Consider the following 17,223-nt stretch of genomic DNA (forward strand, 5'->3'; position numbering starts at 1 on the left):
GCGGCGCGCGGCCCTGCGGGGCTCGCGCGCGATCGGCCGCGACATGATCGTCGCAAGGCTCGTCATCTGGCTGACCGCCCGGTCCGCCATGCGGTCGGGAACGCTCGTGGCCGGCGCGCGATTACGCGCCGGTTCTCGCCTTGCTCGCCGCGATCTGGTGCAGCGCCCATCTCGCATTCTTGCGCACGTCGGGATCGAGATCGTCGGCGACCAGCGCGAGGTACGGCTCGCCGTCGGGCGCAGCGATCTCGCCGAGCGCAGCCGCCGCCTCCTTGCGCAGATTGGCCTGCTCGTGGGTGATGCATTGGCCGATCGGCCGCACCGCATGCGGCACCTTCATGCGTCCGAGGCTGCGGATCGCCTTCAGGCGCACCTGCCAGAACTCATCCGCCAGGCAGGCGATCAACGGATCGGCGGCGACTGCACCATTGACGTTGAGCCCGAGCGTCTCGGCCGCCATCTCCCGCACCATCCAGTCGGAATCCTTGAGCGCGCGTGTGATGGTCTCCGCGGCGATCTTCATGTGCGAGAAGGCGAGCGCGCTGACCGCCGCGCGCCGGACATGCGCATCGGGATCACTGATCAGCGCCGTCAGCGCCGGAATCGACTCCTCGAGCTTGAGGAAGCCGATGACGCCGATCGCCTGCACGCGGACCGCGGCATCCGGATCCTGCAGCGCCTCCAGCGCCGGCTTGAGCGTGTCCTTGCGCCGCAGCTCCTTCAGCGCGCGCAACGCGCCCATCCGGACGAAGGCGTGGGCATGCTTCACCAGCGGCAGGATGGCGTCGGCCGAAGCGGGATCCTTGAACTCGGCGAGACTGTCGGCGGCTGCCGATGCAACGATCCGCTCGGGATCAACGAGCAATTGGACCAGCGCCTCCGCCGCCTCCGGCCCGTCGAACTCGCCGAGCGCCATGGCGACCTGCTGGCGCACGCCGGCGTCGGGATCGGCGACCATCTTCGCCAGATGCGCGACCGCGGCGGGATCGCCGGAATGTCCCAACGCGATGATCGCGACCCGCCGCTCCGCCGGATCGGCGGCGCCGAGCCGCTCGTCGGCGTCGTCGAGATCGTCGTAGGATTCGAACGGGCTCGACATGATCACCTCAACAGATAGGGAATGTTGACGGTGACGGCACCGGTCGGGCAATCCGCCTCGCAGGGCATGCAGTACCAGCATTCATCATAGGCCATGAAGGCCTTGCCGGTCATGTCGCTGATCCGGAGCACATCGAGCGGGCAGACGTCGACGCAGACCGTGCAGCCCTTGTCGGCGATGCATTTGGCGTCGTCAACGACGACCGGGACCGACGTCTGATAGGTCGCAAGAGGCATGTCTCGTTCTCCTTCTGATCGTCAGGCGCTGGCGCGGATGCGCTGCTTGTCGTAGAGGTCCTTCTCATCGTCCGCGATCGGCACGACATAGGGCTGCACCGCCCGCTTCTCGCTGGTCATGCGGCCGTCCAGCTTGCTCAGCAGCGTGTGACAGAACCAGTTCTCGTTGTCCTTCTCCGGAAAATCGGTGCGCCAGTGATAGAGCCCCCAACGGCTCTCCTCGCGGAACAGCGAGGCATGGGCGGCCATGTCCGCGCAATCCATGATCGACTGTACCTCCAGTGCGCGCAGCAGTTCATGCGCGTTGCGTGCGATCATGCGCTCCTGCATGTCCTCGCGGACCTCGGCGAGCCGGCGCATCCCGAGCTCGTACTTCCGCGTCACCTTCGGCGGCTGCAGATAGTCGTTGACCAGGCGCCGCGTCTTGTACTCGATCTGGTTCGGCGGAATGCCATCCTCGCGCTTGGTCGGCGCAAGCACGCGCTCGCGCTCCAGCGCGATCTCGGCGGCATCGATGTCGCCGAAATCATGATTGTCGGCGAACTCCATCGCGTCGAGCCCGGCGAACGAACCGTTGGTGAATGCGCCCAACATATAGTTGTGCGGAACGCTGGCCATGTCGCCGGCCGCATAGAGCCCGGGGACGGTCGTGCGGGCATTGTCGTCGACGAACACGCCCGACGCGCTGTGGCCGGAGCAGAAGCCGATCTCCGAGATGTGCATCTCGATCGATTCCTTGCGGTAGTCGACGCCGCGGCCCTCCTGAAACAGCCCCCGCGTGGGCCGCTCGACCTTGTGCAGGGTGTGCTCGATCTCCTCGATGGTCTTGTCGTGCAGGTGCTTGAGCTGCAGGAACACCGGCCCCTTGCCGGACAGCAGCTCGTTGTAGAATTCCAGCATCATCTGGCCCGACCAATAGTCGCATTCGATGAAGCGGCGATCCTCGTTGTTGGCGGTATAGGCGCCGAAGGGACCGGCGACATAGGCGCAGGCCGGACCGTTGTAGTCCTTGATCAGCGGATTGATCTGGAAGCATTCGAGATTGGCGAGCGCCGCGCCCGCGTGATAGGCCATCGCATAGCCATCGCCGGAATTGGCCGCATTCTCATAGGTGCCGAACATGTAGCCCGAGGTCGGCAGGCCGAGCCGTCCCGCCGCGCCCATGCACAGGATGACGGCCTTGGCCTTGATCACCAGCATTTCGGCGGTGCGGGTGTTGACGCTGACGGCGCCGGCGATGCGGCCATCGCTCGACTTCAAGAGCCGCGTCGCCATGTAGCGGTTGGAGATCAGGATGCGTGCGCGGCGCAGTTGCCGGTACAGCGCCTTCTTGACGGTCTCGCCGTTCGGCATCGGCAGCACGTAGGTGCCGATGTGGTGCACCTTCTTGACGGCATAGTCGCCGTTCTCGTTCTTGAGGAAGCGGATACCGAAGCTGTCGAGCTCCTCGATGATCCCGTAGCAGCTCTGGGCGTATTTGTAGACCGCCTTCTGATCGACGATGCCGTCATTGGCGATCGTGATCTCCTTGGTGTATTGCTCCGGCGTTGCATAGCCGGGGATGACGGCGTTGTTCAGGCCGTCCATGCCCATCGAGATCGCGCCGGAGCGCTTGACGTTCGCCTTCTCCAGCAGAACGACGTTCGCCTTGGGATTCTTCAACTTGGCCTTCAGGGCAGCCATCGGACCGGCGGTGCCGCCGCCGATCACCAGCACGTCGCAGGACACCTCCGAGAGGCCGTCGACGATCTCATCCATTGCCATTCTAAGCTCCTGCTTGGCCGGGGTCACACCGGTCCGGATCAGACTTGTTCAGCGGGGCACCCGGCGATAGCAATTAGTTGTCGCCTGAGCGCATTTCTTCGCGCCGGCCAGTCAGCGCTCGACGAACGCCTTCTCGACCACGAAATGGCCGGGCGTGCTGTGGTTGCCTTCGACGAAGCCGCGCCCCTCCAGCATGACCTGGAGCTCGGCCAACATCGCCGGGCTGCCGCAGAGCATGATGCGGTCGGTCTCGACATCGAGGTCGGGCCCGCCGATGTCGGCGAACATCTGCCCCGATGCGATCAGGTCGGTGATGCGGCCCCGGTTGCGGAACGGCTCGCGGGTCACCGTGGGATAATGAAGCAGCCGGTTCCGGACCAGCGGTCCAAAGAATTCGTGGCCGCGCAGGCCATCGACGAGCTGCTCGCCATAGGCGAGCTCCGAGACCTGGCGGCAGCCATGGGCCAGCACGATGGTCTCGTAGGTCTCGTAGATGTCGGGATCCTTGACCAGGCTGGCGAACGGCGCCAGCCCGGTGCCGGTCGACAGCAGCAGCAGACGCCTGCCCGGAATCAGGTTGCCCGCGATCAGCGTTCCCGTCGCCTTGCGCCCCACCAGGATGCGATCGCCCTCTTTGATCTTCTGCAGCCGGGAGGTCAGCGGCCCGTCCGCCACCTTGATGCTGAAGAATTCCAGCTCCTCCTCGTGATTGGCGCTCGCCATGCTGTAGGCGCGCATCAGCGGCCGGCCGTCGACCTCGAGCCCGATCATCGCGAACTGGCCGTTCTGGAAGCGGAAGCCGGGATCCCGCGTGGCGGTGAAGCTGAACAGCGAATCGGTCCAGTGCCGGACCGACAACACCGTCTCGGTCTGAAAAGCGCTCATCGTCGTCTCCTGAGGCGCGGGGCGCGCCGTGTGGCGGTTGCTGACGACGATGTCGCGGAAACGGCGCGGTTCGGCAATTTCGAACGCGCCGCGGCGGTGGATTAGTTGCAAAGATTGTTCCGCGGGAAGGCGAGCGCGCGGCAACGAAGCACCTCGCGCTCCACATTCCGTCGAACAAGGCAATTAGTTGCTGGGGGCCCCGGTCCGTCTCCCCTAGCGTGACGACGCCGGCTTCGGCACAACCAGGAGGCGCCATGATTCCAGCCGATACCCTCAACAGCGAAGTCAGTCCCGACCTGGCGTCGTTACGGCTGCGGAATGCCGGCGGCGCTCCCGCGGAGCTGTCCGCCGAACGGCTGCGGCTGTCCTGCATGTGCGCGCATTGCAGGCGGGCCCGCCTCGACGGCCGCTTCCCGGCGCAGTTTCCCGGGATCGGCATCGTCGGGGTCGGAGATCTCGGTTACGGCTTGAACATCGCGTTTTCCGACGGCCACAATCGCGGCATCTATCCGAAATCATACCTTTGGGAACTCGTTGCCGCCTGAGGTGCGTCGCGCGGTGACGGATGGCACGAACATTGCTCCGCTTCTGATCAGTATGATCAATGCGGAGGCAAGACATGTTGCTGCAGGCAGCCAAATCAGCTGCGGACGCCGTGCCCTCTCCCATGACGTCAGCGCGCGCGGTGACCAGTTCGTCGCTCCTGCTCACCGAAAGCCAGCAATCCATCGGCGGCCCGCCGTCGCTGATCGAAAGGCTCAGCCTGCGCGAGCGTGAGCAGGTGCTCAAGCAGGGCCGCCGCAAGGTGCTGAACCGCGGCCAGACGCTGTTCAGCCAGGGCGCCAGGCACGACGGCATCTTCCTGGTCGAGAGCGGCCGCATCCGCGTGTTCTATACGTCGCCGCAGGGGCGCGAGATCACGCTGGCCTATTGGCATGTCGGCAATTTCGTCGGCGGTCCCGAGGTGTTCGACACCGGCGTGCATCAATGGTCCGGCATCGCCGCCAGCAATGCCAGCGTGATCCAGCTTCCCGGCAAGGAGCTGCGAACGCTGGTGGCGGAGATCCCCAATCTCGCGATCGGACTGATCGAAGGGTTGAGCTTCAAGGGAAAATGCTACTCCGCCCTGGCCCAAATGCTGGGGACGCGTTCGATCACCGAGCGGCTCGCTCATCTGCTGCTGCATCTCGTCGACCTCTATGGCGTGGATGATCCCGACGGCAAGGTCATTGCCGCGGCCTTCACCCATGCCGACATCGCCCACATGGTCGGGGCGACGCGGCAGTGGGTGACGATCAGCCTCAAGCGGATGCAGGAAAAGAATATCGTCCGCACCAGGCGTTCGCAGATCGTGGTCTGCCGGCCCGACGTCCTGGACGAGATGCGCGGCCAGGCCGCGGATTAGCCGGCCTGCTCATGCAAGCGGCTGTCATGAGCGAAATTGCCCAAGGAGTACGCAACCGGATTTTGACGGCAACTAATCCACCCGCTGCCGAACTCCGGATTTGCGCTCGTGGACGCGGCCTTCATCATGGCGCCATCAGCCATCCAACCGAACGGGGATGAGAATGGTCCGCTGCCGTCACGCGCTCTTGCTATCCGTCACCTGTCTGTCCCTGATCGCGGCGCAGCCCGTCGCAGCAGAGACAGTCACGATCGGCATAGGCACCCAGGACACCACGACCAACACGGTGACGGCCGGCACCATCGTGCGGCAGCTTCACCTGCTGGAGAAGTATCTGCCCAAGGACGGCAAATACGCCAACATCAAGTTCGAGATCGAGTGGCAGAACTTCACCTCCGGTCCGCCCGTCACCAACGGGATGATGGCGAACAAGCTGCAGTTCGGCATGATGGGCGACTACCCGCTGATCGTGAACGGCTTCACCTTCGAGAACAATCCCGAGAGCAAGAGCCGGCTGATCGCCGTCGCCGCCTACAGCCTCGCCGGCTCCGGCAACGGCATCGTCGTTCACAAGGACTCGCCCTACTACGAACTCTCCGACCTCAAGGGCAAGCTGGTCAGCGTGCCGTTCGGCTCGGCCGCACACGGCATGGTGCTGAAGGCGCTTCAGGACGGCGGCTATCCGGCGGATTTCTTCCAGCTGGTGAGCCAGACGCCGGAGGTCGGCTCGACCAACCTGCAGGAAAAGAAGATCGACGCGCACGCCGATTTCGTGCCGTTCGCGGAACTGCTGCCGTTCCGCGGCTTTGCGCGCAAGATCTTCGACGGCGTCCAGACCAACCTGCCGACATTCCATGGCGTCGTCGTCCGCACCGACTTCGCGGAAAAATATCCCGAGGTCGTCATCGCCTATGTCAAGGCGGTGATCGCCGCCAACCAGTGGCTGCGCCAGGATCCGAAAGCGGCGGCCGAAAAGATCCAGGAATGGACCGGGATCAACAAGGAGGTCGTCTACATCTTCCTCGGCCCCGGCGGCAACATGACCACGGATCCGACGATCAAGCCGGCGCTGGTGGATGCCGCCGCAACCGACGTCAAGGTGTTGCAGAGCCTCGGCCGCATGAAAGAGTTCGATCCGAAGACATGGGTCGACGACAGCTACATCCGCAAGGCCTATGCCGAGCTGAAGCTGGACTACGACAAGGATCTCGCAAGCACCGCGAACTACGAAATCTCCGGCGAGGACAAGTTCTGCAACAGGCCGATCACCGAGCCGCGCAAGGCCGGCGAGGTCTGGGTCGACGGCGAGGGCATCATAGCCTTCAGCAGCGCGACCTGCACGCTCGGCGCCTATGCCGACTACAAGGCCAAGGGCAAGAAGATCAACGTCGCCTACGTCTTCGACACCGCGCGCGGCATCAAGCTGTTCGCCGACCAGGCGTTCTTCGCCGCGGCCAATGGCGAGATCGCGCCGTTCCTGCTGAAGAAGGATGCCGAGGCCTATGCCGCCAAGATCGGCGGCAAGGTGATGGGACTTGATGACGCCGTGAAGCTGGCGGTCGCGGGAGGCAAGACTTGAGCAGCCCCGCTTTGATGACATCCCCCGACCAGGCCGCGGTGACCGCCGCGCCTGGCACCGCGATCCCGCCGAGCCGTCCGGACGTCTCCGCCCGCGCGGCACGCTGGTTCCGGCTGAACCAGGACAGGCTGCAGTCGGTGCTGATCGGCACCGCGTCGCTGATCCTGTTCCTGATCGGCTGGCACCTGCTGACGACCTACCGCGTCGTCTTCTTCGTGAAGTTCACCAACGTGCCGGCGCCGCTGGCCGTCTATGCGAGCTTCACCAAGGCGATCCACGATCCGAAATTCCTGATGCACATCCTGCTCAGTTGCCGCCGGATCTTCATCGGGTTCTCGCTGGCCGCACTGGTCGGCGTGCCGCTCGGCCTGATCATGGGCCGCTTCAGGCTGGTGCACGAGATCGTGTTTCCGGTCGCCGAGGTGCTGCGTCCGATCCCGGCGATCGCCTGGGTCCCGATGGCGATCATGCTGTGGCCGACCAACGAGCAGAGCATCGTCTTCATCACCTTTCTCGGCTCGTTCTTTCCGATCCTGGTCAACACGCTGCACGGCATGACACTGGTCGACCCCGTGCTGGTGCGGGCCGCCAAGTGCCTCGGCGCGCGGGAGACCGCGATCTTCCGCGAGGTCTATTTCCCGGCGTCGCTGCCGCACATCTTTACCGGCCTCACCGTCGGCATGGGCGTCGCATGGGTGTCGCTGATCGCGGCCGAGATGATCTCGGGGCAGTTCGGCATCGGCTACTTCACCTGGGAAGCGTATTCGCTGGTCCAGTATGCCGACATCGCGCTCGGGATGATCGCGATCGGCGTGCTCGGGCTCGGCTCGAGCCTCGTGATCCGCGCAGCCGGACAGTTGGTGATGCCCTGGAGGTCGCGATGAGCCAAGCCACAGCGGATACGAGACAGGGCCATATCGAGGTCTGCAACTTCGCCCTGAGCTACGAGACCATCGACGGCGCCGTCGAGGCCGTCACCGACACCCAGATCCACGTCGAGCCTGGTGAGTTCGTCTCGATCGTCGGACCGTCGGGTTGCGGCAAGTCGACACTGCTCAACGCCGTCGCGGGTTTCCTCAAACCCACCAGCGGCGTCGTCACGGTCGACGGCCATGCCGTGACGGGTCCGAGCGCCGAGCGCGGCATGGTGTTCCAGCAATATTCGCTGTTTCCCTGGAAGACGGTGCGCGAGAACGTCGAGTTCGGGCTGAAGATGCGCGGCATGCCGAAGTTCGAGCGCGCACGCGCGGCGCGCACTCTGCTCGGGCTCGCCGGCCTCGAGGCGTTCGAGAACCATTATCCCGAGCGCCTCTCCGGCGGCATGAAGCAGCGCGTCGGCATCGTGCGCGCGCTCGCCACCGGTCCCAAGGTGCTGCTGCTCGACGAGCCGTTCGGCGCGCTCGACGCGCAGACCCGCATCATCATGCAGCAGATCCTCACCAACATGTGGCAGCGGCTGAAGATCTCGGTGCTGTTCGTCACCCACGACATCGACGAGGCGATCTTCCTGTCCGACCGCGTCTACTGCATGACCGCGCGCCCGGGCTCGATCAAGGCCGAAATCCAGATCCCGCTCGAGCGCCCACGCCAGCAAGCGATGATGATGTCGTCGGAATTCCTGGCGCTGCGGCGCGGGCTGATGTCGCTGATCCGCGAGGAAAGCCTGAAGGCGATGGGCGGCGAGATCACCGATCTCGGCATGCAGGGACTGAGTATCGAGCTGCAGGGTCAGTCGATCGCTGAAATCCTCTGAGGCGCTCGACCCGCGACGTCCGCTCCAGCTACGCCCGAAAGCGCCCGATGGTCGCACCCGGGCAGCGCATCAGTGCTGGCGTCCCTGCCGGTCCTGACGCAGAATGCCGGAAAGCCAAACAAGGACATCGCAGGGGGAGCGCCCGGATCCGTCGGCATCGACATCGGGCGCGAGAGTTGCTCGCAGGCGCACACGAAGGGGTCCAGGCGAACGCGCACCGGCTGTGCATCGCACGGCACGGACGACGTTCGAGATCCTGCCAGTGTCGCCGTCGGGCGCGGCTGCTCTCCAGGCGCAACTGAGAGGAAGCCAATGCAGGGCACCATCTTTCCAAGCCTCAAGGATCGGGCCGTCCTCGTGACCGGCGGCGGCTCCGGCATCGGGGAAGCGATCGTGCGCAATTTCCTCGGCCAAGGCGCGCGTGTCGGATTCATCGACATCGATCTGGAGGCGTCGCAGCAGCTGCTGGCGAGCCTGCCTGCGGAGGCCAAGGTGCACTTCGAGCATGCCGACCTTCGCGACATCGGTGCGCTGAGGGCCGCGGTCGACGGCGCCCGTGCGGCGCTGGGGCCGATCACCATTCTGGTGAACAACGCCGCGCGTGACGACCGCCACGCGATCGAGGACGTCACGCCGGACTATTGGGACGAGCGCATCGCCGTGAACCTCAAACATCAGTTCTTCGCGGCCCAGGCGGTCGCGCCGGACATGATCCAGGCCGGAGGCGGCGCGATCGTCAATCTCGGTTCGGTGAGCTGGGTGCTCGGCCAGGGCAACATGCCCTGCTACACCACGGCGAAGTCGGCGATCCAGGGACTGACCCGCGCCCTCGCCCGCGATCTCGGACCCAGCAACGTGCGGGTCAATTCCATTCTTCCGGGCTGGATCATGACCGAGCGGCAGCAGAGACTCTGGCTGACGCCCGAGGGCGAGGCCGAGCTCATGCGCCGCCAATGCCTCAAGCGCAAGCTCGTGCCGGACGACATCGCCCGCGTGGTGCTGTTCTTCGCCGCCGACGACAGCGGCGCCTGCACCAACCAGAACTACATCGTCGACGGCGGCTGGGCCTGAGGCTCGACCATCATCACGAAGCCACGAGGTGCGGTCCGGTGCTGCCGCGTGCGACGATCTCGAAGCCGAGGTCGATCCGCCGCGTTCTCGGCCGCTTGCCGGTGGCGATCACCTGAAGCACCAGTTCGGACGCCACGCGCCCCATGTCGGCGCGCGGCGTCAGCACGGTCGACAGCGGCGGATTGGAGGCCGCCGCGAATTCCAGGTCGTTGAAGCCGATCAGCGAGATCCGGCGCGGGACCTCCAGCCCCGCCTGCTGGCAGGCGAATAGCGCACCAAGCGCGATGTTGTCATCGCAGCAGAAGATCGCATCGGGAGCTTCGCTCGCGAGCATCTCCTCGGTCAGCTTCCGCCCCAGCGAGATCGTCGCCTGCGCCGGCAGCCAGGCCACCAGCGACGTGCCATCCAGCCCCGCTTCGGCCAGCGCCGCACGATACCCCTCGAGCCGGGCGCGGGCCCGGTCGTCGCGCTGTCCCGAGAGATAGGCGATCCGCCGATGTCCCAGCTCGATCAGGAAGCGGGTCGCGGCGTAGCCGCCCTGGCGCTGCGAAAGTCCGACATTCAGATCGATCGGATCGTCGGTCAGCTCGAATGTCTGCACCACCGGAATCCGCGAACGTTCGAGAACGCGCCGCGCGGCCCGCGTCTGGTTCACTCCGACCAGGATCAGCGCCTCGATGTTCTGGCCCAGCAAGGTCCTGATCGCGCCCTCTTCCTCCTCCGCCGAGTAGCGGCTGCTGACGACGACGGGGCGAAAGCCGAGCGGCAGCAGGGTGTCGTAGATCGCCTGCAGGTAGTCCGCGAAGATGCCGTTGGAGAGCGACGACACGACGATGCCGATCGAATGCGTGCGGGTCGAGGCGAGCCGGCTCGCCGCGAAGTTCGGCACATAGGCCAGCCTGTCGACCGCGGCATCGATCCGCTTGCGCAACTCCGGCGACACCATATCGGGCCGCCGCAGCGCCCGCGACACAGTGACAGCGCTGACATGGGCGATGCGCGCGACGTCCTCCAGCGTGGTGCGACGCTTCTGAGACATGATCCTTGCAACATTGATTCACGCGGATTTGTCCGAACCATATTCATGACATGCGGCCGGCCGCTTGGCAAAAGCCGCGCGACGGTAATTGACAGCGCTGTCATTGATCAGTAACGCTTGGCGGGTCGAGACGACGAGCAATGCTCGCACAACCTCCGGAAACAAAGAGGCGTCTCGCACATGCGTCATTGATTTGGCGCCACAACAACAGGGGAGGTCACGAATGTCGTCCAAGTCGATGAGGGCGCGATGCCTTGCCACTTGTGCATCGCTGGTGTTGGTCACGGCGTTTGCCGGCAAGGCGCTGGCGGAGCCGGAGATGGTCAAGGGACCGGCGACCGAGCCTGAATGCATGGTGCCGTGGACCACGGACACCAAGTTCTTCAAGTTTCCGGCCAAGAAGGGCCCGTACCGCATCGCACTGGCGAACGGCTACATCGCCAATACCTGGCGCATCCAGATGATCCAGACCGCGAAGGCCTATGCGGCGCAGCCGGAGGTCAAGGCCAAGCTGAAGGAATTCAAGGTCGTCTCGACCGGCGAGGACGTACCGGCCCAGATATCGGCAATCAACAACTTCATCGATTCCGGCTATGACGCCATCGTCGTCAACGCGCAGAACCCGACCGCGTTCGGGCCGGTGATCAAGCGCGCCAAGCAGGCCGGCGTGATCCTCGTCGCCTTCGACAACATCCTCGCGACGGAAGATGCGATCAACGTCAATGTCGACCAGAAGGGTCTCGGCGAACTCTGGGCGAAGTGGCTGGTCAAGAACGTGCCCGGCGGCGGCAAGGTGCTCGAGGTGCGCGGCGTCGCCGGCACCTCGGTCGACACCGATCGGCACAACGGCTTCCACTCCGTTCTCGATGCCTCCGGCAAGAAGTGGCAGGTCACCGAGGTCGTCGGCAAATGGGACGACGGCGTCGCCCAGAAGGCCACGGCGGATGCGATCGCGACCAATGGCCCGTTCGATGCGATCTCCGGCCAGGGCGGCGACACCGGCATCGTGCAGGCCATGCTCGACGCCAAGCACAAGATGGTGCCGTTCGGCGGCGAGACCGAAAACGGCTTCCGCAAGTTCTGCGCCGCCAAGGCGTCCGAAGGCCTGAAATGCTCTTCCGCCGGTACCGGACCTGCGCAGGTCGCGGTCGCGATCAAGGTCGCGCTCGCCGCGTTGGAAGGCAAGGTGGTGCCGCAATCGGTCAAGCTGCCGCTCGCCGTCGTCGAAGATCCGAACTTCAAGAAGGATCAGGACTACTTCCCGGCCCAGTCCGACAACTTCTTCGTCGGCAACTCCTTCCCGACCTGCGGCATCAACTTCACGGCGCAGGAGATCATGGGTCAGTCGAAGGAAAATCAATAGGCCGGTGTGATCGCTGGTCCGCGAGTTCTCTCGCGGCCAGCCCGTCCCTATTGACCAAACGACTGAGGGAGCAAGCATGATCGCGGCCGAGCCGCTGTTTCGCGCCGAAGGACTGTCCAAGCGCTACGGCGGCGTGATCGCTCTCGACGGTGCGGACCTGGAGGTCCATCCCGGCCGCATCCACGCCATTCTCGGCGAGAACGGCGCCGGCAAGTCGACGCTGATCAAGCTGATGGTCGGCGTGGTCGCGCCGGACGAAGGCCGGATGACGCTTGAAGGACGCGCGGTCGCCTTCAGCGGTCCCTCCGCCGCGAACGATGCCGGCGTCGTCTGCATCTTCCAGGAGCTGTCGCTGATCCCCGACCTGTCGGTCGCCGACAACATCATGATCTCGCATCCGCCGACGCGGTTCGGCATGATCGACCGGCGCGCCCAGCGCCGACTTGCCGAGGAGGCGCTGCACCGCGCCGGCGCCAGCGACATTCATCCGCGCGCGCTGGTGAAGGACCTGCCGCTGTCGCGCCGCCAGATGGTCGAGATCGCGAAAGCGCTGTCGCGGCAGCCGAAGATCCTGATCCTCGACGAGGCAACCTCGGCGCTGACCGCTTCCGACGTGACCAAGGTGTTCAAGGTGCTGAAGCGCCTGCGCAGCGAGGGGCTGGCGCTGCTCTACATCTCCCATCGCATGCACGAGATCGCGGAGCTCGCCGACGATTGCAGCGTGTTCCGCAACGGCCGCCGCATCTCGACCTTCCCGGCCGGCACCAAGACGGATGCCGAAGTGATCGAGCTGATGATCGGCCGCGAGTACAAGCATGCCTTCCCGGAAAAGCCGCCGCGCAAGACCGATGGGCGGCCGCCCGCGCTGCAATGCAGGAGCATCAGTTGGGGCGACCGGCTGAAGGACATCTCGTTCTCGCTGCAGGCCGGCGAGATCATCGGTCTCGGCGGGCTCGACGGCCAGGGCCAGCGCGAGCTGCTGCTGGCGCTGTTCGGCGTGCTGCGCGACTGTCGCGGCGACATTCTGATCGACGGCAACAAGGTGACGATCGACAGCCCCGTCACCGCCAAGTCGGAGCGCATCGGCCTCGCGCTCATTCCGGAGGACCGCAAGACCGAAGGACTGATGCTGCCGATGTCGGTGCGCGACAATCTCTCGGCCGCCGCCTTCGACCGGTTCGCGACATTCGGCATCATCGACCGGCAGCGGCAATCGATGCTGATCGAGGAGATGATCCGCCTGATCGAGATCAAGACCGCCTCCCCCGATCTCGCCGTCAGCGCGCTCTCCGGCGGCAACCAGCAGAAGGTCGTGATCGCGAAATGGCTGATGAACAAGCCGCGCATCATCCTGCTCAATGATCCGACGCGCGGCATCGATGTCGGCACCAAGCAGGAGATCTACCGGCTGCTGCGCCGGCTTGCCGACGAGGGCGCCGCGATCCTGCTCTATTCGACCGACTATGACGAGCTGATCGGCTGCTGCGACCGCGTGCTGGTGATGTACGATGGCGCGATCAGGCGCGAGCTCGCGGGCGCCGAGATCACCGAGCGCGCGCTGGTCAGCAGTGCGCTCAATGTCGACGAAGGCGAGCGAGCGGAAGCGAGTCTGGCATGACCGAGTGGCGGTACTGGCTCTCCGAACAGCGCGGCACCCTGCTCGCGATCGGGATCTTCGTCGCGATGTTCCTGCTCTATGCGACCAATCATCCGGCCGGCTTCAGCGCCAACATGGTGCAGACCGCGGCCAACAAGGCGACGCTGCTGGCCTTTGTCGCGATGGCGCAGGCGATCGTGGTGATCACCGCCGGCATCGATCTGTCCGTCGGCATGATCCTGACCCTGACCAACTGCCTCGCATCCTGGATCGTGGTCGGCACCGCCACCGAGACCGCGCTCGGCGTGGCCGGCGTGCTCGGCACCGGCATCGTCTGCGGCATGATAAACGGCGCGATCGTGATCTTCGGGCGCCTGCAGCCGATCGTGACGACGATCGCCACCGGGGCGATGTACTACGGCATCGCGCTGTTCCTGCGGCCCAATCCCGGCGGATCCGTCAACGAGACGCTGGCGGATGCCTTGACGGGAAGATTGTTCGGCGTGCTGCCCACGAGCCTCGTGGCACTGGCTGCGGCGGCGCTGCTGATCTGGGTACCCTATAGCCGCTCGGTCATCGGCCGCGCCGCGTTCGCGACCGGCTCCTCCGAGGTCGCAGCCTACATGTCCGGCGCGCCGATCCGCGCGGCCAAGTTTGTCGCCTACACCTTGGCTGGCCTGTTGTCGGCGATCGGCGGCCTGTTCCTGACGTTCTTCTCCTACACGGGCGAAGCCGCCTATGCGAGCGGCAATGCCTACACGCTGTTCTCGATCGCGGCCGTGGTGCTCGGCGGCGTATCGCTGATGGGCGGACGCGGCAGCGCGATCGGGGCGATCTTCGGCGCGCTCGCCTTCCGCACCATCGGCGATCTGCTGTTCGTGTTCGATTTCGATCCGCTGTGGCAGCCGCTGTTCCAGGGTCTCGTGCTGATGCTCGCGGTCTCGATCGGCGCGTTCGGTCTGGTGCGGGTGCGCAATCGGCTGGAGTGGTTCGGATGAGCGACGCAACGGCACCACGACCGACCCATCGCGGGATCGCCATGCTGCGTCGGATCGATCCGGCGGTGGCGGCCTCGTTCGGCTGCATCCTGCTGCTGCTGCTGGTGGGCAGCCTCTATTCGCGCAGCTTCCTGTCGCCGGATTATCTGCTGCAGCAGTTGAAGGTCGCGAGCTTCCTGGGCGTGATCGCCACCGGCATGATGCTGGTGATCCTGCTCGGCCAGATCGATCTCTCGGTGCCCTGGGTTGTCACGACGGGCGCGATGATGGCCTGCGCGGCGGCCGCCCATGGCACGACCGGCGCCATCATCGCGATTCCCTGCGGCATTCTCTGCGGAGCCGCCATCGGTCTCCTGAACGGCATCGGCGTCGCCTATCTGCGCATTCCCTCGATGATCATCACCCTGGCGACCAACGCGGTCGCGCAAGGGCTGATGGTCGCCTACACCGGAGGCTTCGCGCCGCAGGATTCCGCCTCCAAGGCGATGCGCTATCTCGCCACCGGCAATATCGTGCCCGGCCTTCCCAACGCGGTGCTGGTGTGGGCGATCATCGGCGGCGCCGCGATCTGGCTGCTGTCGCGGACCACGTTTGGCCGCGCCATCTATGCCATCGGCAATCGCGAGCGCGCGGCCTATCTCTCAGGGATCGATACACGCCGCATCACCATGCTGGCGTTCGCGCTGTCCGGCGCCCTCTCCGCCTGCGGCGGCGTTCTGCTCGCGGGCTACGCCTCGAAGGCGGCGCAGTCGATGGGCGACGCTTATCTGCTGCCCTCGATCGCGGCCGTCGTGCTCGGCGGCACGCACATCCTCGGCGGCCGCGGCAGCTATCTCGGCACCGTCGCCGGCGTCGTGCTGATCACCCTGCTGCAATCCATTCTGTCGGTGATGCAGATCAGCGAGGCCGGTCGCCAACTGATCTACGGCGCGGTGATCATCCTGATGCTCCTGATCTACGGCCGCCAGAAGCTGTGATGCATGCGACGTCGCGACGGACTTTGCTGACGGCGACCACCTCTCGCGCAAGCCCGCGAGCGATCGGCCGCTGACCCCACAGCACCACCACAAGTAGCTCGCCCGCAACGACTGGCGAAGCCCTTCAAACCAAAGCTGCCTCGGATTCGCTCTCGGTCTCTTCTCACCGATTCACCCGCTTTCTATGGGCGCGAAGGCGGCCTCATCGCCGAATGTGCTTTCCTGTCCGGCACAACCGAAACAGGGTTCCAGGCTACGCTTGATTAAGCATCGTTGCACGGTATCTGCGTATTTTACCCGCCGAGGTTGATTTATTGGCCCGACCGGCCGTAACAAGACACCGACGGGAAACAAATCGAAATCCATTTGAAATGTGAGAGCGGACGACAATGTCGGACACCGCAGCCGGTGGTCTATTGCCTGATCTCAGCCGCCGCTGGCTCCCCTGGACAAAGAGCGTCTTGCAACGGGCGCATGACAGCGAGGATGCCGCGACGGCCTGGGCCGTGTTCCGGTTCAACTGGGCTGTCATGACAGCTCTTTGGGTGCTGTTCGGACTGTGCCTGATCTTCACGGATTTTCGCATCGAACCCGTCGGCTACATCATCGTGCTATCGACATCGGCCATCTATGGTGTCATCGGCTACGCCAACGCACGGTCGGCGCGGCGTGCCAAACCCTGGATGTTCTCATTCCTGACGGGAATGGCCCAGACCACACTGGCATCCACCGTGCTGGCATCACTGTCCTACATTGCGACGGCCGCCAACCTGCCGCTTCAGGACGCCAACCTGCTCGCCCTCGATCGCGCCCTTGGCTTCGACTTTCGCGACTACTTGTCGTTCGTCAATGACCGCCCCTGGGCCGTCCTGAGCCTCGCGTTCGGCTATCGATCCATTTCCTGGACGATCTGCATCATCGTCGTGGCCCTTCCCTTGCTGGGCCACTATCGCCGGTTCGCGGAGTTCAACCTCGCGATCAGCCTGACGCTGGCGCTGACCTGCATCATCACCTTGTTTGTCCCTGCACTCGGCGTGTATCACGCGTTGGAGCTGCCGCCGTCCGCCTACGCAAACCTCATCCCGCAGGCCTATTTCGACACGGCGCGCGAGGTGCCCCTGGTTCGCGATGGGACGCTGCGCCTGTTGGATACCAGCCATCTCGCGGGGATCGTGACCTTTCCGAGCTTTCACGCGGCAGCCGCGGTCCTCGACGGCTGGGCATTGTGGTCATTGCGCTGGTTGCGACCGTTCAATGTCCTGATCCACGGCGCGATGCTGCTCTCGACCCCAATCGGCGGCGGACATTTCCTCGTCGACATGATCGCCGGCATCGCGATCGCGACGGCGTCGATCTGCATCGCGCGCCTTGTTGCCCTGAGGCTACGCGAACGCCACGCCACGTTTCCGCGCCGCATGCTGCGACATCCATTGCCTCAGACCTGAAGGATTTGGACA

Annotated in this window: 17 protein-coding genes; 11 read left to right on the top strand and 6 right to left on the bottom strand. The window is 65.0% G+C overall.

Going from position 1 to position 17,223, the window contains the following annotated elements; translation table 11 throughout:
* Window positions 1-121: 121 nt before the first annotated feature.
* From QX048_RS23840 to QX048_RS23855, 4 genes are all read right to left on the bottom strand, one after another.
* Window positions 122-1,099 carry a HEAT repeat domain-containing protein gene (locus QX048_RS23840; protein ID WP_315825319.1) on the bottom strand — a complete coding sequence of 326 codons (978 nt, stop codon included), beginning with the start codon at window positions 1,097-1,099 and terminating at the stop codon, window positions 122-124.
* Between the two features lie 2 nt (window positions 1,100-1,101).
* Window positions 1,102-1,335, bottom strand: coding sequence for a ferredoxin family protein (locus QX048_RS23845; RefSeq protein WP_006609939.1), 234 nt, complete (start codon window positions 1,333-1,335; stop codon window positions 1,102-1,104).
* A gap of 21 nt (window positions 1,336-1,356) precedes the next feature.
* Entirely contained in the window at window positions 1,357-3,099 is a 1,743-nt protein-coding gene (locus QX048_RS23850) for a fumarate reductase/succinate dehydrogenase flavoprotein subunit (protein WP_315713521.1), read from the bottom strand.
* A gap of 111 nt (window positions 3,100-3,210) precedes the next feature.
* The gene (locus tag QX048_RS23855; RefSeq protein WP_315825320.1) at window positions 3,211-3,984 is read right to left on the bottom strand and encodes a ferredoxin--NADP reductase; all 774 of its coding nucleotides are present in this window, start codon (window positions 3,982-3,984) and stop codon (window positions 3,211-3,213) included.
* A gap of 254 nt (window positions 3,985-4,238) precedes the next feature.
* On the opposite strand from QX048_RS23855, the gene QX048_RS23860 reads away from it, so the two are divergent.
* The 6 genes from QX048_RS23860 (at window position 4,239) to QX048_RS23885 (ending at window position 9,792) form a co-directional block, all read left to right on the top strand.
* Window positions 4,239-4,529, top strand: coding sequence for a gamma-butyrobetaine hydroxylase-like domain-containing protein (locus QX048_RS23860; protein ID WP_315713523.1), 291 nt, complete (start codon window positions 4,239-4,241; stop codon window positions 4,527-4,529).
* A gap of 74 nt (window positions 4,530-4,603) precedes the next feature.
* Window positions 4,604-5,389, top strand: coding sequence for a Crp/Fnr family transcriptional regulator (locus QX048_RS23865; RefSeq protein WP_315752353.1), 786 nt, complete (start codon window positions 4,604-4,606; stop codon window positions 5,387-5,389).
* A gap of 163 nt (window positions 5,390-5,552) precedes the next feature.
* Window positions 5,553-6,968 (top strand): ABC transporter substrate-binding protein, encoded by a 1,416-nt coding sequence (locus QX048_RS23870; protein ID WP_315825321.1) that lies wholly within the window; start codon window positions 5,553-5,555, stop codon window positions 6,966-6,968.
* The gene (locus tag QX048_RS23875; protein WP_315825322.1) at window positions 6,965-7,852 is read left to right on the top strand and encodes an ABC transporter permease; all 888 of its coding nucleotides are present in this window, start codon (window positions 6,965-6,967) and stop codon (window positions 7,850-7,852) included. Before QX048_RS23870 ends, QX048_RS23875 begins: the two co-directional genes overlap by 4 nt.
* A complete protein-coding gene (locus tag QX048_RS23880) occupies window positions 7,849-8,721 on the top strand; it encodes an ABC transporter ATP-binding protein (protein ID WP_315825323.1) in 873 nt (290 codons plus the stop codon). Before QX048_RS23875 ends, QX048_RS23880 begins: the two co-directional genes overlap by 4 nt.
* A 312-nt stretch (window positions 8,722-9,033) precedes the next feature.
* Window positions 9,034-9,792 carry an SDR family oxidoreductase gene (locus QX048_RS23885; protein WP_315825324.1) on the top strand — a complete coding sequence of 253 codons (759 nt, stop codon included), beginning with the start codon at window positions 9,034-9,036 and terminating at the stop codon, window positions 9,790-9,792.
* Window positions 9,793-9,805: 13 nt separating this feature from the next.
* Here QX048_RS23885 and QX048_RS23890 read toward each other — a convergent pair whose 3' ends face one another.
* Window positions 9,806-10,831 carry a LacI family DNA-binding transcriptional regulator gene (locus QX048_RS23890; RefSeq protein ID WP_315825325.1) on the bottom strand — a complete coding sequence of 342 codons (1,026 nt, stop codon included), beginning with the start codon at window positions 10,829-10,831 and terminating at the stop codon, window positions 9,806-9,808.
* Window positions 10,832-10,849: 18 nt separating this feature from the next.
* Complete coding sequence (locus QX048_RS23895; RefSeq protein WP_315825479.1) at window positions 10,850-11,116, bottom strand: hypothetical protein; 267 nt, start codon at window positions 11,114-11,116, stop codon at window positions 10,850-10,852.
* Here QX048_RS23895 and QX048_RS23900 point away from each other — a divergent pair.
* From QX048_RS23900 to QX048_RS23920, 5 genes are all read left to right on the top strand, one after another.
* Entirely contained in the window at window positions 11,055-12,194 is a 1,140-nt protein-coding gene (locus QX048_RS23900) for a sugar ABC transporter substrate-binding protein (protein ID WP_315825326.1), read from the top strand. The two genes, QX048_RS23895 and QX048_RS23900, sit on opposite strands and share 62 nt — an antisense overlap.
* Before the next feature lie 76 nt (window positions 12,195-12,270).
* Window positions 12,271-13,812, top strand: a complete 1,542-nt coding sequence (locus QX048_RS23905; RefSeq protein WP_315713530.1) for a sugar ABC transporter ATP-binding protein — start codon at window positions 12,271-12,273, stop codon at window positions 13,810-13,812.
* Window positions 13,809-14,789 carry an ABC transporter permease gene (locus QX048_RS23910; RefSeq protein ID WP_315713531.1) on the top strand — a complete coding sequence of 327 codons (981 nt, stop codon included), beginning with the start codon at window positions 13,809-13,811 and terminating at the stop codon, window positions 14,787-14,789. Before QX048_RS23905 ends, QX048_RS23910 begins: the two co-directional genes overlap by 4 nt.
* Window positions 14,786-15,766: an ABC transporter permease gene (locus tag QX048_RS23915; RefSeq protein WP_315713532.1), complete on the top strand. Its 981-nt coding sequence runs from the start codon at window positions 14,786-14,788 to the stop codon at window positions 15,764-15,766. Before QX048_RS23910 ends, QX048_RS23915 begins: the two co-directional genes overlap by 4 nt.
* Before the next feature lie 461 nt (window positions 15,767-16,227).
* Window positions 16,228-17,211: a phosphatase PAP2 family protein gene (locus QX048_RS23920; protein WP_316191440.1), complete on the top strand. Its 984-nt coding sequence runs from the start codon at window positions 16,228-16,230 to the stop codon at window positions 17,209-17,211.
* The last annotated feature ends 12 nt before the right edge of the window (window positions 17,212-17,223 follow it).

Origin of the sequence: Bradyrhizobium sp. SZCCHNS30572 (assembly GCF_032484415.1) — a bacterium.
Classification (GTDB): Bacteria; Pseudomonadota; Alphaproteobacteria; order Rhizobiales; family Xanthobacteraceae; genus Bradyrhizobium.